At 70.9% G+C, this 23424-nt stretch carries 22 protein-coding genes; 9 read left to right on the top strand and 13 right to left on the bottom strand.

Annotated elements, in window-relative coordinates:
* Nucleotides 1-18 precede the first annotated feature (18 nt).
* From WBG79_RS09610 to WBG79_RS09565, 10 genes are all read right to left on the bottom strand, one after another.
* Nucleotides 19-855 carry a universal stress protein gene (locus WBG79_RS09610; protein WP_337356885.1) on the bottom strand — a complete coding sequence of 279 codons (837 nt, stop codon included), beginning with the start codon at nt 853-855 and terminating at the stop codon, nt 19-21.
* Nucleotides 856-1138: 283 nt separating this feature from the next.
* Nucleotides 1139-1804 (bottom strand): guanylate kinase, encoded by a 666-nt coding sequence (gmk, locus tag WBG79_RS09605; protein WP_337356884.1) that lies wholly within the window; start codon nt 1802-1804, stop codon nt 1139-1141.
* A gap of 5 nt (nt 1805-1809) precedes the next feature.
* Nucleotides 1810-2697: a YicC/YloC family endoribonuclease gene (locus WBG79_RS09600; RefSeq protein ID WP_337356883.1), complete on the bottom strand. Its 888-nt coding sequence runs from the start codon at nt 2695-2697 to the stop codon at nt 1810-1812.
* A 94-nt stretch (nt 2698-2791) separates the two neighbouring features.
* Nucleotides 2792-4312 (bottom strand): endolytic transglycosylase MltG, encoded by a 1521-nt coding sequence (gene mltG / locus WBG79_RS09595; RefSeq protein ID WP_337356882.1) that lies wholly within the window; start codon nt 4310-4312, stop codon nt 2792-2794.
* A gap of 237 nt (nt 4313-4549) precedes the next feature.
* Complete coding sequence (gene fabF, locus WBG79_RS09590; RefSeq protein WP_337356881.1) at nt 4550-5812, bottom strand: beta-ketoacyl-ACP synthase II; 1263 nt, start codon at nt 5810-5812, stop codon at nt 4550-4552.
* Nucleotides 5813-5912: 100 nt separating this feature from the next.
* Nucleotides 5913-6149, bottom strand: coding sequence for an acyl carrier protein (locus WBG79_RS09585; RefSeq protein ID WP_337356880.1), 237 nt, complete (start codon nt 6147-6149; stop codon nt 5913-5915).
* A gap of 331 nt (nt 6150-6480) precedes the next feature.
* The gene (gene fabG, locus WBG79_RS09580; RefSeq protein ID WP_337356879.1) at nt 6481-7218 is read right to left on the bottom strand and encodes a 3-oxoacyl-[acyl-carrier-protein] reductase; all 738 of its coding nucleotides are present in this window, start codon (nt 7216-7218) and stop codon (nt 6481-6483) included.
* Between the two features lie 38 nt (nt 7219-7256).
* Nucleotides 7257-8198: an ACP S-malonyltransferase gene (gene fabD / locus WBG79_RS09575; protein WP_337356878.1), complete on the bottom strand. Its 942-nt coding sequence runs from the start codon at nt 8196-8198 to the stop codon at nt 7257-7259.
* A gap of 106 nt (nt 8199-8304) precedes the next feature.
* Nucleotides 8305-8601, bottom strand: a complete 297-nt coding sequence (locus WBG79_RS09570; RefSeq protein WP_337356877.1) for a hypothetical protein — start codon at nt 8599-8601, stop codon at nt 8305-8307.
* A gap of 66 nt (nt 8602-8667) precedes the next feature.
* Entirely contained in the window at nt 8668-9360 is a 693-nt protein-coding gene (locus WBG79_RS09565; protein ID WP_337357917.1) for a superoxide dismutase, read from the bottom strand.
* A 223-nt stretch (nt 9361-9583) separates the two neighbouring features.
* Here WBG79_RS09565 and ilvD point away from each other — a divergent pair, with 223 nt between their 5' ends.
* The 6 genes from ilvD (at nt 9584) to WBG79_RS09535 (ending at nt 15904) form a co-directional block, all read left to right on the top strand.
* Entirely contained in the window at nt 9584-11428 is a 1845-nt protein-coding gene (gene ilvD / locus WBG79_RS09560) for a dihydroxy-acid dehydratase (protein ID WP_337356876.1), read from the top strand.
* A gap of 293 nt (nt 11429-11721) precedes the next feature.
* A complete protein-coding gene (rpsF, locus tag WBG79_RS09555; RefSeq protein ID WP_337356875.1) occupies nt 11722-12198 on the top strand; it encodes a 30S ribosomal protein S6 in 477 nt (158 codons plus the stop codon).
* Nucleotides 12198-12446 (top strand): 30S ribosomal protein S18, encoded by a 249-nt coding sequence (gene rpsR / locus WBG79_RS09550; RefSeq protein WP_337356874.1) that lies wholly within the window; start codon nt 12198-12200, stop codon nt 12444-12446. Before rpsF ends, rpsR begins: the two co-directional genes overlap by 1 nt.
* A 175-nt stretch (nt 12447-12621) precedes the next feature.
* Nucleotides 12622-13584 carry a DUF2232 domain-containing protein gene (locus WBG79_RS09545; protein WP_337356873.1) on the top strand — a complete coding sequence of 321 codons (963 nt, stop codon included), beginning with the start codon at nt 12622-12624 and terminating at the stop codon, nt 13582-13584.
* Nucleotides 13585-13662: 78 nt separating this feature from the next.
* Nucleotides 13663-14220: a 50S ribosomal protein L9 gene (gene rplI / locus WBG79_RS09540; protein ID WP_337356872.1), complete on the top strand. Its 558-nt coding sequence runs from the start codon at nt 13663-13665 to the stop codon at nt 14218-14220.
* Between the two features lie 196 nt (nt 14221-14416).
* Nucleotides 14417-15904, top strand: a complete 1488-nt coding sequence (locus tag WBG79_RS09535; protein WP_337356871.1) for a replicative DNA helicase — start codon at nt 14417-14419, stop codon at nt 15902-15904.
* Between the two features lie 17 nt (nt 15905-15921).
* Here the strand turns inward: WBG79_RS09535 and WBG79_RS09530 are convergent, their stop codons facing one another.
* Nucleotides 15922-17172: an ABC transporter substrate-binding protein gene (locus tag WBG79_RS09530; RefSeq protein WP_337356870.1), complete on the bottom strand. Its 1251-nt coding sequence runs from the start codon at nt 17170-17172 to the stop codon at nt 15922-15924.
* 18 nt (nt 17173-17190) lie between these two features.
* The gene (locus WBG79_RS09525; RefSeq protein ID WP_337356869.1) at nt 17191-19269 is read right to left on the bottom strand and encodes a putative bifunctional diguanylate cyclase/phosphodiesterase; all 2079 of its coding nucleotides are present in this window, start codon (nt 19267-19269) and stop codon (nt 17191-17193) included.
* Nucleotides 19270-19641: 372 nt separating this feature from the next.
* On the opposite strand from WBG79_RS09525, the gene WBG79_RS09520 reads away from it, so the two are divergent.
* The 3 genes from WBG79_RS09520 to WBG79_RS09510 are packed head-to-tail and all read left to right on the top strand — an operon-like array spanning nt 19642 to nt 22795.
* Nucleotides 19642-20736 (top strand): type III polyketide synthase, encoded by a 1095-nt coding sequence (locus WBG79_RS09520; protein ID WP_337356868.1) that lies wholly within the window; start codon nt 19642-19644, stop codon nt 20734-20736.
* Nucleotides 20733-21251: an isoprenylcysteine carboxyl methyltransferase family protein gene (locus WBG79_RS09515; protein ID WP_337356867.1), complete on the top strand. Its 519-nt coding sequence runs from the start codon at nt 20733-20735 to the stop codon at nt 21249-21251. The genes WBG79_RS09520 and WBG79_RS09515 overlap by 4 nt, the downstream gene beginning before the upstream one ends.
* The gene (locus WBG79_RS09510) at nt 21248-22795 is read left to right on the top strand and encodes a DHA2 family efflux MFS transporter permease subunit (protein ID WP_337356866.1); all 1548 of its coding nucleotides are present in this window, start codon (nt 21248-21250) and stop codon (nt 22793-22795) included. The genes WBG79_RS09515 and WBG79_RS09510 overlap by 4 nt, the downstream gene beginning before the upstream one ends.
* Nucleotides 22796-22802: 7 nt before the next feature.
* Here the strand turns inward: WBG79_RS09510 and WBG79_RS09505 are convergent, their stop codons facing one another.
* Entirely contained in the window at nt 22803-23405 is a 603-nt protein-coding gene (locus WBG79_RS09505) for a cold shock and DUF1294 domain-containing protein (protein ID WP_337356865.1), read from the bottom strand.
* Between the last annotated feature and the right edge of the window lie 19 nt (nt 23406-23424).

Here is a 23424-nt window from a genome sequence, read left to right as displayed (position 1 = left end):
CGGCTGGGGTGGGATCGATCAATGCGACATGAGCACGGGCAGGCGCAGGTCGTGCAGAACCGTGGCGGTCGCACCGCCTAGCACGAACTGTCGGAGGCGCGAATGGCCGTAGGCACCCATCACGAGGAGCCCCGCGCCGAGCGCGATCGCATGGTCCTGCAGCACCTCCCCGACCGGACGCCCCCCGGTCTCCACCTCGCCGAACTCGTGCCGGAGGCCGCAGCGGTCGAGATGGGCGGCGAGCGCCGCCCGGTTGCCGTGACCGACATCCTTCTCGTCGCTGGCTGTCACGACATGGACCATGCGGGCACGCCTCAGGAGAGGATCGGCATCGAACAGCGCTCGGGTCGCCGCACGGCCGAAATCCGTCGCGACCACCACCCGGTCGAAGCCCCCCGCCACGGTGCGCCCCTCCGGCAGCAGGACCACCGGGCGGCCGGACTCGAAGACCAGGATTTCGGCGAGCCCCCGCTCGGCCGGATCGCCGGGCGCAACCGGCAGCGCGACCATCTGATGGAACCGAGCCGAATGGACGGCGGTCTCGCCCATGCGGGCCGGCGCGGCCCGGACTCGATGGAGCCCGTGACGTACGTTCGCCTCCGCGGCAAGGCGGGCCCATCGCCCGAGCAAGGCTTCGGCGGACTGATGGCTCCGCCGCTCAGTGGACTCGATCAGTTCGCGGACCTTGAGGACCGCGACCGCGAGGGGATTCTCCACGTCCGGGATGTCGACCTCCAAGGCGAGCGCCGTGACGTCCGCGTCCAGGTGGCGGGCGAACGCGACCGCCAGCGGAAGGACCGCCTCGCCGGTCGGATCCGGGTAGGTCGACAGGGCCAGCAATAGATCGGTAGACATGGAAGCGACTCCTCCCGGTTCTTCTTTTCGCGACGGATGGGCCGGCCCACAGGGCGGAGCCACCATCATCTAGAATGTCAGCTTGTCGTCATATAGCGGGGACGGCTATGATCAAGATCAATCCGGGGCCTCGATGATCCCCGCAGCCGTCCATGACGGTGTCGGCGGCCGGCGCTTGCGGCAGAGCGCGGGCAGCCGCGTGGGGTGTGGCGGTGTGTCCCCTCGTCGGGGGTCCCGGCGAGCGGAGGTCGGGGACGCGTGCGCCGGGCGGCCTCGCGCCGGCTCAGCCGAGCAAGGTCTCGACGAAAGCAGGGATGCCGGTGCGGCGGGCCCGCTTCAGGCGTTCGGCGCGCAGGATGGCGGTCACGTCCGCGAAGGCGCCATCGAGGTCGTCGTTGACGATCACGTAGTCGAAGCGCTTCCACTCAGAGATCTCGCGCGGGGAATTCTTGAGCCGCTTCTCGATCACGTCGGTCGCGTCCTCGGCCCGGCGCTGCAGGCGCTGGCGCAGCTCGGTCATGCTGGGCGGCAGGATGAAGACGGTGACGACGTCGTCGGGCATGCGATCGATGAGTTGCGCGGCGCCCTGCCAGTCGATGTCGAAGAGGACGTCCCGGCCGGCCGCGATGGCCCTCTCCACGGGCGCGAGCGGCGTGCCGTAGTAGTTGCCGTGCACCTCGGCCCATTCCAGGAGGCCGTTGCGGTCGCGCAGCGACTCGAACTCGGGAATCGAGATGAAGTGGTAGTGGACGCCGTTGACCTCGCTCGGACGGCGCTGGCGCGTGGTGACCGAGACGGACAGGTCGATGCCGCGGTCGGTGTCGAGGACGAGACGCGAGAGGGTGCCCTTGCCGGCCCCCGAGGGGGAGGACAGCACGAGCATCACGCCGCGCCGCGCGATCTCAGTGCGCTGGCGGCCGTTGCTCGCGGAGGTCTCGGCGGCGGGCATGGGGGTCACTCGATGTTCTGGATCTGCTCGCGCAGCTGATCCACCACGGTCTTGAGGTCGAGGCCGATGGCGGTCAGCTCCCGGTCGTTGGCCTTGGAGCAGAGCGTGTTGGCCTCGCGGTTGAATTCCTGGGCGAGGAAGTCGAGCCGGCGGCCGACGGGACCGCCGTCGCGCAGGAGGCGGCGGCCCTCTTCGACATGGGCGAAGAGGCGGTCCAGCTCCTCGCGGATGTCCGCGCGGGTGGCGATCAGCACGGCCTCCTGGTGCAGCCGCTGCGGGTCGAGCGACGGGACGCTGTCGAGGAGCGCCCTCACCTGCTCGGCGAGCCGGTCGCGGATCGCCTCGGGCCTGCGCGCCGGGCAGGCCTCGGCGGCGCGGGCGAGGCGCTCGATCGTGTCGATGTGACCGTTGAGGACATCGGCGATCGACCGCCCCTCGCGGCCGCGGGCGGTGGCGAGGCCGCCGAGGGCCTTGTCGAGGCCGGCGAGCACGGCGGCGTCGAAGGCGGTACGCGTGGCCTCGTCCTCCTCCAGGTCGGCGGTCTCGACAACGCCCTTGACGGCCAGGATGCCGTCGAGGGTCGGCGGGGCGGCGTCGATGCGGGCGGCGACCATCTTCATGGCCTCGACCACGGCGGCGAGCGCGGCCTCGTTGATCTTCAGGCCCACACCGGCCTGGTCGCGGTGGACCGTCAGGGTGAAGCTGCAATTGCCCCGGGTCAGCCGCTTTCCGGCGCGTTCGCGCACGGGGATTTCCAGCCGCTCCAGGCCGGGCGGCAGGCGCAGGCGGACATCCAGGCCCTTGCCGTTGACGCTCCGGAGCTCCCAGGTCCAGCGCTGACCGGCCGCGGCGCCGTCCTCGCGGGCGAATCCGGTCATGCTGTTGAGGGCCATGCGGGGCTCCGCGGCAGGCGGTTCAGGAACGCCGGGGCCGGCGCGGGCGGAGAATAGCGGGGCGTGCCGACCGGCTCAACCAGGCGGCACGCGGTCAGTTGGCCCGCGGCGGCACCTGCGGGGGCGGTGCGGCGGGACGGGCGGGCGCGGTGGCGCCAGGAGGCTGCGTGCCGGTCGACCCGGTCTGGGCCGGCGCGCGCGCCGGGCCGGCGGGCTGGGGCCCGGTCGCGGCAGCGGGAGGCGGCGTGCGGGCGGAGGGAGCGGTTCCCGTGGCCGGGGGTGTCGCGGCTCCCGCCGGGGGCGGGGCGGCGGCCGCGCCGGTTCCGGCCGGAGCGCCGGGCTGGCGCTGGCCGGCGGGCGGGGTGCGGCCGGCCGGGGCGCCCGCCGGCGCGACGGCCTGGCCCTGGACGGGGCTGTCCGCGTCGGCCCCCGCGGCGGCGCCGCGGCGGGCGGCCTCGAGCTGGCGCCAGCGCTGGACGTTGCGGTTGTGGTCCTCGATCGTCTCCGCGAAGGCGTGGCCGCCCGTGCCGTCGGCGACGAAGAAGATCTCGTTGGTGCGCGAGGGGTTGGCCACCGCCTCGATCGCCGCCTTGCCGGGATTTCCGATCGGGCCGGGCGGCAGCCCGTTGATCTTGTAGGTGTTGTAGGCGTTGGGCGCGTTCAGCTCGGCGCGCGTGATCGTGCGGCTCTCGGTCCAGGCCTTGCCGCCGTAGAGGCCGTAGAGGATCGTCGGGTCGGTCTCCAGGCGCATGTTGCGCTTCAGCCGGTTGACGAAGACGCCGGCGACGCGCGGGCGCTCGTCCGCCTTGGCGGTCTCCTTCTCGACGATGGAGGCGAGGATCAGGAGCTCGCGCGGGCTGGAGAGCGGCAGATCGGCGCTGCGCTTCGCCCAGGCGTCGGCGAGGCGCTTCTCCTGCGTCGCCCGCATCTGGGCGATCAGGCTCTCGCGGGTGCGTCCGCGCTCGAACTTGTAGGTATCGGGGCTGAGGGAGCCCTCTTCCGGAATGGCGGCGATCTTGCCGACCAGGACCGGATCGTCGATCAGCTTCTGGACGATCTGCTCGCTGGTCCAGCCCTCCGGGAAGGTGATCGAGTGCTGCACGACGCGGCCCTCGCTCAGCTGGCGGGCGACGTCGCGCATGCTGACCTGCGGGCGGAACTCGTACTCGCCGGCCTTGAGCTGATCCGACTGGCCGGTCAGGCGCGCACCCCAGGTGAAGACCCAGTCGTTGGAAATGACGCCCGAGCGCTGGAGCAGGTCGGCGATCTCGTTGAGGCCCGAGCGCGCCGGGATAACCACGGTCTTGGTCTCGCCGAGCGGGCCGGCGCCCTCATACTCGCCCTTGCCGGCGTAGACGATGCCGCCGGCGGCTAGCAGCAGCAGGGTCAGGAAGGTGAAGAGGCCGCTCAGGAAGACGATGAGGGAGTTGCGCGCGGCCTTGGACCGCTTCTTGGGCGGCGGCGCCGGCACTTCGACGGGCACGATGGCTTCCTTGGGCGACTTCGGCGCGGCGCGCGGCGCGATCTGGTCCGCCCGGTCGGCCACGAGCACGGCCGACGCGTTCGGCGATGCGGGCGGCGGCGGCGCGGCCGGCGTCGGCTCGACATTGGACATGGACAGCCTCGAACTCCCCGGCAGCGTCCCGACGCGGGGACGCGGCGGACCATGGGCCCGGCGATTCTTCCGGCCGCGTCGGCGACCGCGCGTCAGGAGTTAACCGTCTTCGGCACGCAAAAGCCAGACGGCAGATCAAGCGCGGGGAATACGGCAAAAGAAGGAGTGGAAAAACCCTGTCGGGGCGGGCACTTCCCGCCCGCGTCGGAGCGCCGCGGCGGCGCTCCTGCGAGGGTGTCAGGCGGCGCGGCGGAGAATCAGCGTCGCGTTGGTGCCGCCGAAGCCGAAGGAGTTGGAGAGCACGGTGTCGATCCGGCGCTCGCGGGCGACCAGCGGCACGAGGTCGATCGGGGTCTCGACGGACGGGTTCTCGAGATTGATGGTCGGCGGTGCGATCTGGTCGCGGATGGCGAGGGTGGAGAAGATCGCCTCGACGGCGCCAGCGGCGCCCAGGAGATGGCCGGTCATAGACTTGGTGGAGGACATCGAGATGCCCGCCGCGGCATTGCCGACCAGCCGCTGCACGGCGCCGAGCTCGATTTCGTCGCCGAGCGGAGTCGATGTGCCGTGGGCGTTGATGTAGTCGATGTCGGCGGCCGTGATGCCGGCGCGCTTCATGGCGGCGGACATGCAGCGGAAGGCGCCGTCGCCGTCCTCGGCCGGGGCGGTGATGTGGTAGGCGTCGCCCGACATGCCGTAGCCGACGACCTCGGCGTAGATCTTGGCGCCGCGCGCCTTGGCGTGCTCCAGGCTCTCGACGACCACGCAGCCGGCGCCCTCGCCCATCACGAAGCCGTCGCGGTCCTTGTCGTAGGGCCGGGAGGCGCGGGTCGGCTGGTCGTTGAAGCCGGTGGAGAGGGCGCGGCAGGCCGCGAAGCCGGCGATGGAGATGCGATTGATCGGCGACTCGGTGCCGCCGGCGACCATCACCTCGGCGTCGCCCAGGGCGACGAGGCGGGCGGCGTCGCCGATCGCGTGTGCGCCCGTCGAGCAGGCGGTGACGACCGCGTGGTTGGGGCCCTTGAGGCCATGCTGGATGGAGACGTAGCCACCCGCGAGATTGATCAGGCGGCCGGGGATGAAGAAGGGCGAGACGCGCCGGGGCCCGCGCTCCTTGAGCGTCAGGGAGGCCTCGTAGATGCCGCCGATGCCGCCGATGCCCGACCCGATCAGGACGCCCGAGGAGATCTGCTCCTCGTAGGTCTTCGGGTGCCAGCCGGCGTCGTCGAGGGCCTGGGTGGCGGCCGCGACGGCGAAGATGATGAAGTCGTCGACCTTGCGCTGCTCCTTCGGCTCGAGCCACTGGTCGGCGTCGAAGGTGCCGTTGGTGCCGTCGCCGCGGGGGACCTGGCAGGCAATGCGGCAGGCCAGGTCGTCGACCTCGACGCGGGTCACGGGACCGGCGCCGCTGCGGCCGGCCCGGATGCCGGCCCAGGTCTCCTCGACGCCGCACCCGAGCGGCGTGACCATGCCCAACCCCGTGATGACGACCCTGCGCATCTTATCCATCAGTCCGAACGAGCCCGTTCCACAAAAATCCGACCGGGCGCTGGGCGCCCGGTCTTCCGAATATGGTCACGATATCCGGGAAGGCGAGCGGTCAGCCCGCGTTCTTCTCGAGGAACTTCACGGCGTCGCCGACGGTCAGGATCGTCTCGGCTGCGTCGTCCGGGATCTCGACGCCGAACTCCTCCTCGAAGGCCATCACGAGCTCGACCACGTCGAGAGAGTCGGATCCGAGGTCGTCGATGAAGCTCGCGTTCTCGGTCACCTTCTCGGCGTCGACGCCCAGGTGCTCGACCACGATCTTCTTCACGCGCTCAGCGATATCGCTCATTTCTTTCTTCCTCGAATCCTTGAAGATTTTTCGACCCAAGAAGCCGCGGGCCGGTTCCTGCCCGCTGCCTCGAACCATCCGATCGTCGAAAGCGGCTCGGATCCGGTCCGGGGCCGTCTCGGATGACACCATCGGTGTCGCCGGAGCCCCGTGTTCCGTCGCTGGCTCGCCCCCCCGATTCTGACCGCGCTCGGCCGCAGGACCGCACGCGTTCTCACCCCGTTACCGAAGAGATGGCGGTCGTGCTAGCACACTTTATTTGGCTTGACCAGCGGCCGGCAGACCGTCGCGGAGCGCGGAAATCCAAGCTCCGGAGCCGGTCCGGACGCCCTCAGATCATGGCCATCCCGCCGTTCACGTGAAGGGTCTGGCCGGTGACGTAGGCGGCCTCATCGCTCGCCAGGTAGACGACCGCGGCGGCGATCTCGGACCCGGTGCCGAGGCGGCCGGCGGGCACGGCGCCGAGAATCGATTCCTTCTGCTTGTCGTTCAGCGCGTCGGTCATCGGCGTCTCGATGAAGCCCGGCGCAATGCAGTTGACCGTGATCGAGCGGCTGGCAACCTCCTGGGCGAGCGACTTCGACATGCCGATCATGCCGGCCTTGGCGGCGGCATAGTTGCCCTGCCCGGGGTTGCCCGTGATCCCGACCACCGAGGTGATGCCGACGATGCGGCCGTGGCGGCGCTTCATCATGCCTCTCAGGGCGGCGCGGGCGAGGCGGAAGCCGGCGGTGAGGTTCACCTCGATGACCTGGTCCCACTCCTCGTCCTTCATGCGCATGAAGAGGTTGTCGCGGGTGATCCCGGCGTTGTTGACGAGGATGTCGAGCTTGCCGAGGCCCGCCTCGACGGCGGGCACCAGGGCGTCCACGGAGGCCCGGTCGGCGAGGTTCGCGACGTGGATCTGGACGCGCTCGCCGAGCTCGTGCGCGATGGTCTCGAGCACCTCCCGGCGCGTTCCCGACAGGGCGACCGCGGCGCCCTGGGCGTGGAGGGCCTTGGCGATGGCGCCGCCGATGCCGCCGGTCGCGCCGGTGACGAGCGCGGTCTTGCCGCTCAGGTCGAACATGATCTCGGACTCCTCGGGGTAGAAAGAACAATCTGCCGTCAGGCGAGCGCGGCCGCGGCCTTTTCGACGTCGTCGGGCGTGTTGACGGCGACGCCCTCGACACCCTCTGCGATGCGCTTGACGAGGCCGGTCAGGACCTTGCCGGAGCCGACCTCGAAGAGCCGGGTCACCCCGTGGTCGGCGAGCCAGCGGACGCTCTCGCGCCAGCGCACGGTGCCGGTGACCTGCTCGACCAGGCGGCGGCGAATCTCGGCCGGGTCGGTGACGGGGGCCGCCAGTACGTTGACGACGACCGGCACGGAAGGCGCCCGCATGGCGACGGCCGCGAGCGCCTCCGCCATGGCATCGGCGGCCGGCTGCATCAGCGCGCAGTGGAAGGGGGCGGAGACGTTGAGCAGCATGGCGCGCCTGGCGCCGCGCTCCTTGGCGAGCAGGACGGCACGCTCGACCGCGGCCTTCGATCCCGACACGACCACTTGGCCGTCGGCATTGTCGTTGGCGGCCTGGCAGACCTCGCCTTGAGCCGCCGCGGCGGCGACCTCGACGGCCGCCGCGACGTCGAGCCCGAGGAGGGCCGCCATGGCGCCCTCCCCGACCGGGACGGCGGCCTGCATGGCGCGGCCACGGATCTTCAGGAGCCGGGCGGCGTCCGCGATCGAGACGGTGCCGGCCGCGGCGAGGGCCGAATATTCCCCGAGCGAGTGGCCGGCCACGTAGGCAATCTCGCCGCCGAGCCGAACGCCGCGGGCCTCCAGCACCCGCATGGTGGCGAGGCTCACGGCCATCAGGGCCGGCTGGGCGTTCTCGGTCAGGGTAAGGTCGGCCTCGGGCCCCTCCCACATGATCGCCGAGAGCCTCTGCCCCAGCGCGTCGTCCACCTCCGCGAACACCGCGCGGGCCTCCGGGAAGGCATCGGCGAGCGCCTTGCCCATGCCGACCGCCTGGCTGCCCTGCCCGGGAAAGGTGAATGCGCTGGTCATGGCCCCGTGTCCCGCCGCTTGAATGCGTTGGCGGGCGATTGAGCGCGGATGAAGGCCGAAGTCAAGGCGGGTGGCGCCCGGACCGCCTGGATCGGCGGCGGGCGGGTCAGTCCTCGTCGCGGTCGGCGTTCTGGTCGCCCCAGCGCGGCACCACCACCTCGCCGAGCCAGGCCCGGCCGTCGGTCGAGGGGACCGGCTCGACGGGACCGGTCTCCTCCGGCGCGGCGCTCGCCGGACGGAAAAGGCTCATGAGGCCCGCGATGCCCGAGCCCGGCACGCCCGCCGCCGGCGCGGTCTCCTCGGCCTCGGTGTCGTCCTCCTCGGCGGATGCGGAGGAGGAGGCCAGTTCGACGGACATCCTTGCGTGGAGTTCGGCACTCAACCGGGGGGTCTCGATCGGCATGGCAGCCTCCTGGCCGGGGGACGGCGCCAGAATAACACCGGCCGCGGGGGCCCGCATCCCCCGCCGTCAGATCGTCAGCGTGCCCGCCTTGGCGGCGGCGTAGCGCTGGGCGACCTTGTCCCAGTTCACGACGTTCCACCAGGCCTTCAGGTAGTCGGCGCGGCGGTTCTGGTACTTCAGGTAATAGGCGTGTTCCCAGACGTCGTTGCCCATGAGGACACGGCCGCCGTCCATGAGCGGGGTGTCCTGGTTGGGCTTCGAGACCAGGGCGAGCTTGCCGTCCGGCGCCACCGTGACGAAGACCCAGCCGGAGCCGAAGACGCGGGTGCCGGCGCCGTTGAAGTCGTTCTGCAGCTTCTCGAGGCCGCCGAGGTCGCGGTCGATGGCGGCGGCGAGGTCGCCGGCCGGCGCGCCGCCCTTGCCGCCCATGATCTGCCAGAACATGGTGTGGTTCGCGTGCCCGCCGCCGTTGTTGCGCACCGCCGTGCGGATGCCTTCCGGCAGCTCGCCGAGTTTCGCCAGCATCTCGTGGAGGGGCATCTTCGCCACCGCGTCGTGCGGGGCGACGGCCGTGTTGAGGTTGGCCACGTAGGCGGCGTGGTGGCGCCCGTGGTGGATCTCCATGGTCTGCGCATCGACGTGCGGCTCGTTGGCGGCCGGTGCGTAGGGCAGCGGATCGAGCTTGAAGGGGCCGGCGGGCGCCTGCGCGAAGGCCCGCGGCGTCCAGGCGGCGGCGGCGATCGCGGCGGCGCCGGCCATGAGGCCGCGGCGGGTCGGGCGGATGTCGGTCACGGGCTTCTCCTCGCAAGCTCGCTGTCAGGGAAAGCGAAGGTATCGATTCCGGAACGCCCCGCAAGGGCCGCGTCCGTGCTCGATCTTTGCCGATTGCGGCCCAGACGCGCCGGATGCGGGGTTCCCCCTCGCGCGTGCGATCTGCTATCACGTCCGCCGCCGCCAACGACACCGGTCCCGAGGAACGCCCATGCCCGCCTACCGCTCGCGCACGACCACCCACGGACGCAACATGGCCGGAGCGCGCGGGCTGTGGCGCGCCACGGGCATGAAGGACGCGGACTTCGGCAAGCCGATCATTGCGGTCGTCAACTCCTTCACGCAGTTCGTGCCCGGGCACGTGCACCTGAAGGACCTCGGCCAGCTCGTCGCCCGCGAGATCGAGGCCGCCGGCGGGGTCGCGAAGGAGTTCAACACCATCGCGGTCGACGACGGGATCGCGATGGGCCATGACGGGATGCTCTATTCCCTCCCCTCGCGCGAACTCATCGCCGACAGCGTGGAGTACATGGTCAACGCGCATTGCGCGGACGCCATGGTGTGCATCTCCAATTGCGACAAGATCACGCCCGGGATGCTGATGGCCGCGATGCGGCTGAACATCCCCTGCGTGTTCGTCTCGGGCGGGCCGATGGAGGCCGGCAAGGTGATCCTCGGCGGCAAGGCCAAGGCGCTCGACCTCGTCGACGCCATGGTGGCGGCGGCGGACGAGACCTACACGGACGAGGAGGTGAAGGTCATCGAGCGGTCGGCCTGCCCGACCTGCGGCTCCTGCTCGGGGATGTTCACGGCCAATTCGATGAACTGCCTGACGGAGGCGCTCGGCCTGTCGTTACCGGGCAACGGCTCCGTGCTCGCCACCCACGCCGACCGGCGCCGCCTGTTCGTCGAGGCCGGGCACCTCGTGGTCGACCTCGCGCGGCGCTACTACGAGCAGGACGACGCGAGCGTGCTGCCGCGCAACATCGCGAGCTTCACGGCCTTCGAGAACGCCATGACGCTCGACATCGCCATGGGCGGGTCGACCAACACGGTGCTGCACCTGCTCGCCGCCGCCCACGAGGCGGAGGTGAACTTCACCATGGCGGACATCGACCGGCTGTCCCGGCGGGTGCCGGTTCTGTGCAAGGTCGCGCCCTCGGTGCCGGACGTCCACATGGAGGACGTGCACCGCGCGGGCGGCATCATGGCGATCCTCGGCGAGCTGGAGAAGGCGGGGCTCGTCGACACCTCGGTGCCGACCGTCCACGCGCCGAGCCTCGGGGAGGCGATCGGGCGCTGGGACATCACGCGCACCACGTCGGAGACGGCGCGCAGCTTCTACTCGGCGGCGCCGGGCGGCGTCCCGACCCAGGTGGCCTTCAGCCAGGACCGGCGCTGGGAGGTCGACACCGACCGCGAGAAGGGGGCGATCCGCTCGGTCGAGCACGCCTTCTCGAAGGACGGCGGCCTGGCTGTGCTCTACGGCAACCTCGCCCAGGACGGCTGCATCGTGAAGACGGCGGGCGTCGACGCCTCAATCCTGACATTCACCGGGCCGGCGCGGATCTTCGAGAGCCAGGACGACGCCGTGAAGGGCATCCTCGGCGGCAAGGTCGGGGCCGGGGACGTGGTGGTGATCCGCTACGAGGGGCCGCGCGGCGGGCCGGGCATGCAGGAGATGCTGTATCCGACCAGCTACATCAAGTCGAAGGGGCTGGGGAAGGCCTGCGCGCTGGTGACGGACGGGCGCTTCTCGGGCGGCACCTCGGGCCTGTCGATCGGCCACGTCTCGCCGGAGGCGGCCGAGGGCGGGCTGATCGGCCTCGTCGAAGACGGCGACAGGGTCGAGATCGACATCCCCAACCGCTCGATCCGGCTCGCGGTCGCCGAGGACGTGCTGGCCGCCCGCCGGGCGGCCCGCGAGGCGGCGGGCTGGCACCCCGCAGCGCCCCGTCCGCGCAAGGTCACGACCGCCCTGAAGGCCTACGCGGCCATGGCCACCAGCGCGGCCAAGGGAGCGGTGCGGGACGTGGATCAGCTCACGCGGCGGTGAGGGGTGGGCTCGCCATTCGGCGGCGCCCGGTCGCGGACCAGGCGCGCCCTCTCCGGGCTTGCAATCCTCCCCGATCTCCTTTAGACCCCGCCCATTCCGTCGGGCACCCGGCCGGGGGCTGAACGGACGGCTTTGCCTTTTTCGGAAGGCAGGGCAGGACCAGACGAAGGTCCGTCGTCCCGTGTCTCCGCTCTCCGACAGCTGAATTTTCTACCCGTCGTCCTCGTCAGGGGCCGCGGGAGGGGCTTGGCGCCGGTGTCCGATCGCGAGACGAGGAAAGGCATAGCACCACGATGGCGCTCTACGAGCACGTATTCCTGGCCCGCCAGGACGCGTCGCCCCAGCAGGTCGACGCGCTGATCGAGCAGTACAAGGCCGTGATCGAGACCAACGGCGGCAAGATCGCCAAGGTCGAGAACTGGGGCCTGAAGTCGCTCGCCTACCGCATCAAGAAGAACCGCAAGGCCTTCTATGCGCTGATGAACATCGACGCCCCCTCGGCCGCCGTGGCCGAGATGGAGCGACAGATGCGCATCAACGAGGACATCCTCCGCTTCATGACCATCCGGGTCGACGCGCTGGAGGAAGGCCCCTCGGCCATGATGCAGAAGCGCGACCGCGACGACCGTCGCGACCGCGACGACCGTCCGGGCGGCGGGCGCGACCGGGATCGCGGCGACCGCCGCGGACCGCCGCGCGGCGACCGCCCGCGCCGTGACGACTTCGCCACGCCCTTCCAGGCGGCGACCGCGGAGAGCGAGGAAGAGTGATGGTCGACATCAACCAGCTGCCCACCCGCCGGCCCTTCTTCCGCCGGCGCAAGACCTGCCCGTTCTCCGGCGCCAACGCCCCGAAGATCGACTACAAGGACGTCAAGCTCCTGCAGCGCTTCATCTCCGAGCGCGGCAAGATCGTGCCGAGCCGCATCACGGCGGTCTCGACCAAGAAGCAGCGCGAGCTGGCCCAGGCCATCAAGCGCGCCCGCTTCCTCGGCTTCCTGCCCTTCGTCATCAAGTGATCGCCCGCCGCGCGACCGCGCGGCGCTGACGACACGCCGGCCTCGCCTCAGGGCGGGGCCGATCCACCCGGGATCCCCGGGGGCGCCGCAGCCGGCCCTTTCAACAGGCTGCCATCTCTGTCGGGTTGGGGCGCCTCGCCGCCTCTAACCGCTCGCGAAGCGGGACAGCTGGACGATGCCCTTCGTCGTCTCTCCGTCGGCCTTCCTGATGGCGCTCGGCTCCGGCCTCGCGTCGGCGGTGCTGTTCGCGTCGCTGATCGGCGGGACCTCGCTGGCCGTGCCGCTCTTCGCGCTGACGGGGCTGCCGATCGCCATCGCGGCGCTCGGCTGGGGGACGCTCGCGGGGGCCATCGCGGTCGTCATCGGCGGCGTCGCCATCACGTTCGCGCTGTCGGCCCCGGCGGCCGGCTCCTATCTCCTCACCGTGGCCGGTCCCGTCCTGGTCCTCTCCCACCTCGTCGGCCTCGCCCGGCAGGACGAGGCGGGGCGGGTCGAGTGGTATCCGCTCGGGCGGGTGCTCGCCGCCGCGGCCATCCTGATCGCCGCCGCCACGGTGGTGGGCGGCATCGCCATCGGGTACGACCAGGAGGCGACCACGCGCCAAGTGCGCGACGCCTTCGCGGGCATGATGGACCCGGCGCGCGTGCCCGGCGGCCTCGAGCAGGTGCGGGCGGAGGTCGAGCCCTTCGTGCGCCTCTCCGTCCGGCTCATGCCGATCCTGTTCCCGGCGATCTGGACCATGATCCTCGTCCTCAACCTCTGGCTCGGCGCCAAGGTGGTGGCGAAATCGGACCGGCTGGCCCGGCCCTGGGAGGACCTCTCGGCCATCAGCCTGCCCCGCGGGGCCGACCTCGGCTTCGCCGGGGCGCTCGTCCTCAGCTTCCTGCCGGCGCCGGCCGGACTCGTCGCCTCGCCGTTCCTGGGCGCCTTCCTGTCGGCCTACACGCTGATGGGCTTCGCGGTCCTGCACCACGTGACGCGCGGCTCCGGGGCGCGGCCGATCGTGCTGGCGACCGTCTACGGCCTCGTCTTCCTGTTCACCTTCCCGGCGCTGCTGGTGGCCCTCGTGGGCTTCCTCGAGCGCTTCCTCCGCTTTCGCGACCGGCGGCGCAAAGGGGGGCCGCCGGGCGTCGTCTGATCTCAACCTGCCCCGCCATTCCGGCGCCCCGCCCGCCGCGGCCGGCGCGCCCCGCAAGACCCAAGAAGGAGCAAACCCATGGAAGTCATCCTCCTCGAGCGCATCGGCCGCCTCGGCCAGATGGGCGACGTCGTCAAGGTCCGCGACGGCTTTGCGCGCAACTTCCTCCTGCCGCGCAACAAGGCGCTGCGCGCCACCAAGGCCAACAAGGAGCGCTTCGAGGGCCAGCGCGCCCAACTCGAGGCGCGCAACCTCGAGCTCAAGAGCGAGGCGCAGGCCGTCGCCGAGAAGCTCGACGGAAAGAGCTTCGTGGTCGTCCGCCAGGCCGGCGAGATGGGCCAGCTCTACGGCTCCGTGTCGGCGCGCGACGTCGCCGACCTGCTGACCGCCGGCGGCTTCACGGTCGGCCGCGACCAGGTCGTCCTCAACACCCCGATCAAGGGCATCGGCCTGCACACGGTCGCCATCGCGCTGCACGGCGAGGTCGAGGCCAAGGTGACGGTCAACGTCGCCCGCTCCGCCGACGAGGCCGAGCGCCAGGCGCGCGGCGAGGCCGTCATCACCCGCGAGAACGAGGACATCTTCGAGCGCGAGGTCGGCCCGATCACGGACGAAGAGGGCTACGCCGAGGAGTGATCCCGGCCGATCGCCGTCCGAAAGGCCGGGCCGCCCGTCGGCCCGGCCTTTTTCGTCCGTGCGTGGCCGGCCGGCCACGCTCAAGCGGTCTCCGGGACGGCGGTGAAATAGCTGTGGACAGGCTGGGATAACTCCGGCTCCGCTTTCGACTCGGGGGCCGTCGTCCTAGAACGGGACGACCCTCGAAGGACGCCCGATGAAAGCCCCGATCCGCCGTGTCGAGCAGGAACCCGCCCTGGAGCGCCACGCCCCGCACAACGCGGAGGCCGAGCGCCAGCTCCTCGGCGCGGTTCTTGTGAACAACGAGACCTACTACCGGGTCTCGGACTTCCTCGAGCCCGCGCATTTCTTCCTGGAGCCGCACCGGCAGATCTACGAGAAGGTCGGCCAGCTGATCCGGGCCGGCAAGGTCGCCTCGCCGATCACGGTCAAGACCTTCTTCCCGGCCGACCACCAGATCGCCGACCTGTCGGTGACTCAGTACCTCCTGCGCCTCGCCTCCGACGCGACGACCATCATCAACGCGGAGGACTACGGGCGCGTGGTGCGCGACCTCGCGATGCGGCGGAACCTGATCCGCATCGGCGAGGACATGGTCAACATCGCCTTCGACGCGCCGGTCGACATGCCGCCGCGGGCGCAGATCGAGGACGCCGAGCGGCGGCTCTTCGAACTCGCCGAGACCGGCCGCTACGACGGCGGCTTCGTCAGCTTCTCGGACGCCCTCAAGGGCTCGATCGACATGGCGGCGGCCGCCTTCCAGAGGCAGGGGCGGCTGTCCGGGGTCTCGACCGGAATCTCCAGCCTCGACCGCATGATGGGCGGGCTGCAGCATTCGGACCTGATCATCCTCGCGGCGCGTCCGGCTATGGGCAAGACGTCGCTCGCGACCAATATCGCCTTCAACATCGCGGCGGCGTACCGCTCCGAGGAGCAGCCGGACGGGTCGTTCAAGACGGTCGACGGCGGCATCGTCGGCTTCTTCTCGCTGGAGATGTCGTCCGAGCAGCTCGCCACGCGCGTGATGTCGGAGCAGACGGAGATCCCCTCGCACAAGATCCGGCGCGGCGACATCACCGACATGGAGTTCGAGAAGCTCGTCGCGGCCTCGCAGATGATGCAGTCGATCCCGCTCTACGTGGACCAGACGGGCGGCATCTCCATCGCCCAGCTCGCGGCGCGCGCGCGGCGGCTGAAGCGGCAGCGGGGGCTCGACGTGCTGATCGTCGACTACCTGCAGCTCCTCACCGGCTCCAAGAAGGCCGGGGAGAACCGTGTCCAGGAGATCACCGAGATCACCACGGGCCTGAAGGCGCTCGCCAAGGAGCTCAACGTCCCGATCCTGGCCCTGTCCCAGCTCTCCCGCCAGGTGGAGAACCGCGACGACAAGCGTCCGCAGCTCGCCGACCTGCGCGAGTCCGGCTCGATCGAGCAGGACGCCGACGTGGTCATGTTCATCTATCGCGAGGAATACTACCTGAAGGGCAAGGAGCCGTCCGACAAGGGCTCGGAGGCCTGGTTCAAGTGGGAAGCCGACATGGCGAAGATGCGCGGCGTCGCGGAGGTCATCGTCGGCAAGCAGCGCCATGGCCCGACGGGAACGGTCGAACTCCACTTCGCCGGCGAGTACACCCGCTTCTCCGACCTCATCCGCGACGACCAGTTGCCGGCCCGGATGGACTAGGCCCGTCGCGCCGCTTCCTACTCCGCTTCGGCCGCCAGCCGGTCGATGCGGGCGAGCACTTCCTCCTCGCTCAAGGCCGGGTCGACGAGCAGGCGGATCAGGAGGTCCCAGACCCGCAGGGCGCCGACGCCCCTGCGGGCGTCGATGCGGATCTGGTCCTTGCGGACGCGCGGATCCTCCAGCTTCGCCCGGTCCGCCACCGAGCAGGAATCGAGCCGGTTCGGCGGCACGTCCTTGCGGGTCGGCGCTGAGCCCTTGTCGAGCGCGAAGGCGAGCTGCACCTCCGGATCCATCAGGGTGTCGGCCAGGAGCCGCTGGGCCTCCAGGGTCTCCCTGTCGTCGGCAGCCGAGAAGGCGAAGCCGTCGACGACCAGGGTCATGACTTTTTCATTGCCGGGCGGCACTGCACACAAGACATCCTTGTCGACCTTCATTCCGTGCCTTGCGTATTCGCCCTTCGCCCAGTCGCCCATGAAGGTCATGGCGGCACGGCCCTCCCCGACGTCGACCAGGGCGTCCACCCAGCCGTCCCCCCGGCTCGGAGGCCTGACCAGAGGCTTGAGGGCGGCCAGGTGGTGGACGGCCCTGCGGAAGGACGCAGACGTGACGTAGCGCCGCCAGTGCGTCTGGGCGTCGGTGCGGTTCGGCTCGTCGGACTGCGACTCGGCCAGGACCGCACGGACGATCAGCGATTGCTGCCAGATCTCGCCGCCCGTCACGACCGGCGCGACGCCCTTGGCGGCGAGCGTTGTCCCGATCGCGACGACCTCGTCCCAACTGCGCGGGACGGGCAGCCCGTTCTCGGCGAGCAGGCGGGCACTGAGCCAGAGCTTGTTCTCGATGTGGATGCCAACCGGGGCCATGTAGGGCTGCTGGTCGGACATGATCTGAGCGCGAACGCTCTCCGGCAGCTTGTCGATCCACGCCGCCGCCCCGGGGACCGGTACGGCTGCGTCAAGGCGCCGAAGTTCCTCGACCTCACCGCCCATCCACTGGAAGGCAGGCACCGGGAGGCCGTCGGCGGCGCGCTCGACCAGCCGCCGCCTCAGGTCGATCGAGCGCGCCGCCGGCTCGTCGATCCATTGACCGCCGCGCCGTTCGAAGGCCTCGCGGATGGTGTCGAGGGCGGCACGCTCGCTGGGCGAGATCCAATAGTGGAGCACCTCGATCTCGGCCGCCAGGGCGGGGCCGCCGGAGAGGACGACGCACAGGTTGCCCCAGAGAGCGGCGCGGGCGGCAGCCGGAGCGGCGGAACGAGGGCGCGACATGCGGACGTTCTTTCCTGTTCAGGGGACATGCTTCAGGCGACTGGCCGTCGGGCGGGGGCGGCGGTCCGCGACCCTGCGCAACTCGGGGGCCCGCAGGGCTGTGAGCCAGCCCGTGAGGGCTTCGAAGGGCATGGGCGCGGCGAAGAGGTAGCCCTGTGCGGTCAGGCAACCCTCACCGACCAGGAACCGACGCTGTGCCTCGGTCTCGACGCCTTCGGCGACCACCGCCTTGCCGAGGGAGCGGCCCAGCGACACGATGGAGCGGATGATCTGCTCGCTCATGGGGTTGGTTCCGATTTCGGCCACGAAGCTGCGGTCGATCTTGAGTTCGTCGAAGGTGAAGTCGCGGAGGTGGCTGAGGGAGGCGAAGCCCGTGCCGAAGTCGTCGAACGCCACCCGAATGCCGAGGTCCGAGATGGCCTTGACGGACGCCTGGATCGTTTCGGCGGCCCGGCTCATGAGGACGTCCTCGGTGATCTCGATCGACAACGCGTCGGGCGAAATGCCGTGACGCTCGAGCGCCTCCAGGATCTCCGAACAGGCCAGGTTCCCGGCCAGCATGGCCTCCGGCATGTTGACCGCCACGGGGCCGACGTGCAGGCCATGCCCGCGAAGGCTCTCCACGTCGCGCAAACTGAGGTCGAGAACGACCTTGGTGAGGTCCACCGATCGGCCGGCCCGGTGCAGGGCGGTCAGGAAGGCGGCCGGGGCGAGCAGTCCGCGCTCGGGATGACGCCAGCGGACCAGGGCCTCGAGCCCGACGATGGACCCATCCGCGGTGCGCACCTTCGGCTGGTAGTGGACCTCGAACTCCCGGTCCGCGAAGGCACGTCCGAATTCCCGGAGCAGCGTCGCCTCCTCGTCGCTTTCGCGGCGGAGCGTCTGGTCGAAGACCTGATGATGCGGCCCCGGCTGCTTGGCCGCGTAGAGGGCCTTGTCGGCATAGGCGAGGAGACGGTCGGGATCATCGGAATGCAGCGGGCAAAGCGCGCCTCCGACGCTCGACGAGACGTCGATCTCCGAGCCGTTCCAGTTCCACGTGCGGGACGTGGCCGCGCGGATGCGGGCGATGAGGCCGGCGAGACGGTCGACCTCCGTCATCCCGGGAACCAGGATCGCGAACTCGTCGCCGCCGAGCCGCGCCAGCATGGCCGTCGGCTCGATGACCGACTGGATCCGGCGACACATTTCGGCCAGGAGCCGGTCTCCGACCTGGTGTCCGAACGCATCGTTGACGGCCTTGAAGCGATCGAGATCGCAGAGGATCAGGGCGAAGCCGCCGTCCTGGGGAACGCGTTCGATCGCGACCGCGAGCGCCTTCGTGAAGCGCGCCCGGTTGCCGGTGCCGGTCAGCGGATCCGAGTAGGCGATCCGGTCCAGCTCGTTGCGGGCCTCGGCTACCGCGCGGTTGTAGGCACCCAGCCGACGGACCATCGGACCGAAGATCAAGAGGACCTCGCCGCCGAGGACGACCAAGGTCAACAGCGTGATCGCGATGTGGATGCGTTCGACGCGCGCGACGTGCTCGAGCGAGCCGGCGTGGATCTTCTCCAGGGCCCCGTCGAAACCCTTCAGGATGGTCGTGCCCGACGAGAGGGTGAAATCCATCAGGCTCCAGTGAACGACCGCCCGGCGCAATTCGCCCGGCTCCATCGTCGCCAGGACGGTCGACCGCTCGCTCATGGCGCGGAGGCCGTCCTGCAGCTTGTAAGGCTCCTCGAAATAGACCCTGCGGATCGAGTCCGGCACCGAGAACCACAGGGATCTGTCTCCGGTCTGGATGATCTCGATGATGCGGGCATTGACCCGGTCGAAATCCTCGATCCGTTCCTTCAGCTGCCGGCCCAGGCGACGGATCTGCGCGTCCGAGGTGTCCGGGCGCTCAACGTAGCTCATCAGGGCGCGCGTCGCCGTCTGGACACGATTGAAATTCTGCGACTGTTCGCTCGACCGTATGCCGAGCTCGACGTGGACCGCCTGAGCCACCAGCGAGGCGTGTATGGACAGGAAGCTGGCGAGCGAAATGCCAGCAAGAATCGCAATCGCAATCGCGTAGTTCTTGCCGACGAGTCTGACTTGCCAATCCGAGTCCGTCACGTGCGCCTGTCTCCGAGTGTTGAGTCGCGCGGCAGGTAACGCTACGTCATCTTTGCTAATGCCTCGCAAAGATTACCGATGCTTGTTGGGGCGATTGGGAGCGTCAGGGATCGGTCGCGGCCCTATCCGAACGCCCCAGGCTGCGACCTGCGGTCGCGCGGGAGGCGCCACGGCCTCCAGGCGAGACCGTGGGGCCCGCCGGATTTGGGAGGCACCGCACGTCCAGGGCGATGCCGGTGACACGATCTCGTGATCCCGGGCCTGCGTCCGAACGGGACGTCCCGGGCGTAATCTTCATGACGGGTTCGGCGTGGAACAGTCGGCTCCAGGACGGCGGGTCCGGGGGCGCCGGGGCCGTCCGGAGGCATTCGGATGGAACAGCGTAATCGGAACCGGTCGACCGAGGGGGGCGAGCGGGCCAGGTTGGTTTCCTTCGGGACGGCGCTGCCGCCCCACGTCGTTACACAGGCGGAGGCGGCCGAGGCGGTGGAGCGGATCTTCAGCCGCCGGCCCGGGTCCTTCGACGCCCTGAGGGGCGTCTTCGCGACGGCGGGCACGCGCCAGCGGCACACGATCAAGCCGGCCGCCTGGTACCTGGAGCCGCAAGGCTGGCCGGAGAAGAGCCAGGCCTTCCTGGACGGCGCGGGCGATCTCTTCATCGAGGCCGCGGGGCGGGCGCTCGACCGGGCGGGCCTGACCGCCGCGGACGTCGACACGGTCGTCACCCTGACGGCGACCGGCGTGGCTACGCCGACGCTCGAGGCCCGGGTCGCGGCGCGCATGGGGTTCCGCCCGGACGTGCGGCGCGTGCCGATCTTCGGGCTCGGCTGCGCGGGCGGCGTGTCGGGGCTCTCCATCGCGGGGCGGCTCGCCGCCGCGGACCCGGGGTCGACGGTGCTGATGGTCGCCATCGAGTGCTGCTCGCTCGGCTTCCAGCCGGACCGCTTCGACAAGGCCAACATCGTCTCCTCCGCGCTCTTCGGCGACGGGGCGGCGGCCTGCGTGCTGCGCGCCGGCGACGGCGGCGGGATCGCGGCGATCGAGGGCTCGGCCGAGCATATGTGGCCCGACACGCTCGGCGTGATGGGCTGGCGCATGGACACGGTGGGCCTCGGCGTGATCCTCGCCCCGAACGTGCCGGACTTCGCCGAGAAGAACCTCGGCCCGGCGGTGCGCGGCATGCTCGACCGGCTCGGCCTCGTCCCCGACGACGTCGGCCGCTTCGTCTGCCACCCCGGCAGCGTGAAGGTGGTCGCCGCGATCGAGCGGACGCTCGGCCTCGACCAGGGCTCGCTCGACCACGAGCGCGGAGTGCTGGTCGACTACGGCAACATGTCGGCCCCGACGGTCTGGTTCATCCTGGAGCGCGTGATGGCGGACGGCGCCTTGCCGGAGCGCACCGCTATGCTCGCCATGGGGCCGGGCTTCACCACGACCTGCGTGTCGCTGACGCGGGCGGCCGCATGAGCGCAGCGGTTCTCGTCCTCGCGCTGGTGACGCTACAACGCCTCGGGGAGCTCGTGCTGTCGGCCCGGCACGAGCGGCGGCTCGCCGCACGCGGGGCCTACGAGGTGGGCGGCGCGCACTACCCGGCGATGGTGGCGGTGCACGGCCTATGGCTCGTCGTCCTCTGGCTGGCGGCCTTGGGGCTGCCCCCGGGGCCCGTCACCCTGTCCTGGCCCCTCGTCGGGGCCTATGCGGCCGTGCAGGCGCTCCGGGTCTGGACGCTGGCGAGCCTCGGGGAGCGCTGGACGACGCGGATCATCGTGGTACCGGGCGCGCCGCTCGTGGCGCGCGGGCCCTACCGCTACCTGCGCCATCCCAACTACGTGGTGGTGGTCCTCGAGATCGCGCTCCTGCCCCTCGCCTTCGGGCTGCCCGGGACGGCGGCGCTGTTCTCGCTCCTCAACGCCGGGATCCTCGTCGTGCGGATCCGCGCCGAGGACGCGGCGCTGGCCGGGGCCCGGAGCGAGGGTCGATGACGCCGCCCTCGGGCCTGCGCCTGTGGGGCGGGTTCGGCGCCATGTGCGTCGGCATGTTCATGGCCATCCTGGACATCCAGATCGTGGCCACGTCGCTGCCGGCGATCCGCGGTGCGCTGGACATCCCGGCGGACCGGATGAGCTGGATCCAGACCGCCTACCTGATCGCCGAGGTGATCGCGATCCCGCTCACCGGCTGGCTGACGCGGCTGCTCGGCATGCGCCGGCTGTTCATCGCGGCGGTCTCGGTCTTCACCCTGGCGTCGATCGGCTGCGCGGCCTCGAGCGGCTTCGGCCAGCTCGTCGCCTGGCGGGTGCTCCAGGGCTTCGCGGGCGGCACGCTGATCCCGGCCGTCTTCTCGGCCGTCTTCCTGCTCTTCCCCTTCGCCACGCAGGGGCGAGCAACCACGATCGCCGGCCTCCTGGCGGTACTCGCTCCGACGGCCGGCCCGGTGGCGGGGGGATGGATCACCGACACCGCCTCCTGGCACTGGCTCTTCCTGGTGAACGTCGCGCCGGGGGTGCTGTCGGCGCTCGCCGGGGCGGCGCTCCTGCCGCGCGAGCCGCTGGAGCGGCGGGTGGCGGCCGAGCTCGACATCGTCTCGCTGGCCCTCATGGCGCTGTCCCTGGCCGCGCTCGAGATCGGGCTCAAGGAGGCGCCGGGCCGCGGCTGGACATCGCCGGTCGTGCTCGGGCTCCTCGTCGGCTTCGTGGCTGCCGGCCTCGTCTTCGTGCTGCGGACGCTGCGGCGGGCGAAACCGGTGGTCGATCTCTCGACCTTCCGAGACCGGGACTTCGCGATCGGCTGCGCGCTCAGCTTCGTGCTCGGCATGGGCCTCTACGGCTCGGTCTACCTGATGCCGGTCTTCCTCGGCCTCGTGCGCGGGCACGGGGCCTTCGCGATCGGCACGATCATGCTGGCGACCGGCCTCGCCCAGCTGGTCGGCGCCCCGGTCGCGGTGGAGCTCGAGCGGCGGTTCGATCCGCGGATCCTGACTGCGGTCGGCTTCGCGCTGTTCGGGGCCGGCCTGGCGCTCTCCGGCTTCGACACGCCGCAGACGGACGGGCGGGAGATGGTCCTGCCCCAGGTGGTCCGCGGCGCAGCGATCATGCTCTGCCTGCTGCCGCCGACCCGCCTCGCGCTCGGGCACCTGCCGGCCGAGCGGGTGCCGGACGCGAGCGGGCTCTTCAACCTGATGCGAAACCTCGGCGGCGCGATCGGCATCGCGCTGGTCGACACGCTGCTGTTCGGCCGCGCGGAGGAGCACGGACGCCGGCTGCTCGACCGGCTGACGGCCGGGGACCTCGACGCCGCCCGTTTCCTGGGCATCCCCGAGGGCCTCGTACAGGGCCGCGCGCCCGGGCCGCTCGACCCGATGGCGATGGCCTACCTGAGGCCGCTGATCGAGAAGGGCGGGCTGACGCTCGCGGTCGACGAGGCCTGGCTGATGCTCGCGGCCGTCACCTTCGCAGGCCTCGCCGCCATTCCGTTCGTCACGCGGCGCGGCGCCCCGGTGGCGGGGACGGGGCCCGCCGTCCACTGAAGCGGCGTCAGAGGTAGGTCCAGACGCGGGCGCCGCCGAGCACCGTCAGCCAGAAGGCCACGTGGGCGGCGGCGATCACCCAGAAGATCACCCGGAAGGACAGCTTGGCGGTCTTGTGGCGGAGCGACTGGCTGACGATCAGGCCTCCCGGCCAGCCGCCGAGGAGATCGAGCGCGTGCAGGGTCCGTTCCGAGACGCGGCGCTCGAAGCGCTCGGCGCGGCCCTTGTCGACCGTATAGGCGAGGCCCGACAGGGCGCTCATGACTAGGTAGACGGCCGGCGTCCACCAGGGCAGGCCGCGCCAGAGGCTCGCCGCGAGGACGAGGGCCAGGAAGGCGAGCACGACGCCGGTCGGCAGGCTCGGCGGGCGGAAGGCGAGCCAGCCGCCCTCGAAGCGGACCGCCACCGCGCGCGGGCGGCCCCGCTCGTCGAGGCCGGGCTGGAACTCCACCGTCTCGCCCGGCGCCGGCCGGCGGCCGCCGAAGGGGAGCGCGGTGACATGGAAGAACAGGTCCGGGCCGCCCGCGTCGGGCGCCAGGAAGCCGTAGCCCTCCGGGTCGTTCCAGCGGACGACCCGGCCCCGGGCCCAGGCGGATATGCTCTCCGGCATCGGAATCGGCCCGCGGTTG

Source organism: Prosthecomicrobium sp. N25 (assembly GCF_037203705.1).
In the GTDB taxonomy this organism is placed as follows: domain Bacteria; phylum Pseudomonadota; class Alphaproteobacteria; order Rhizobiales; family Ancalomicrobiaceae; genus Prosthecodimorpha.
The sequence above is the reverse complement of the archived record's forward strand: the minus strand, read 5'-3'. Positions and strand labels throughout refer to the sequence as shown.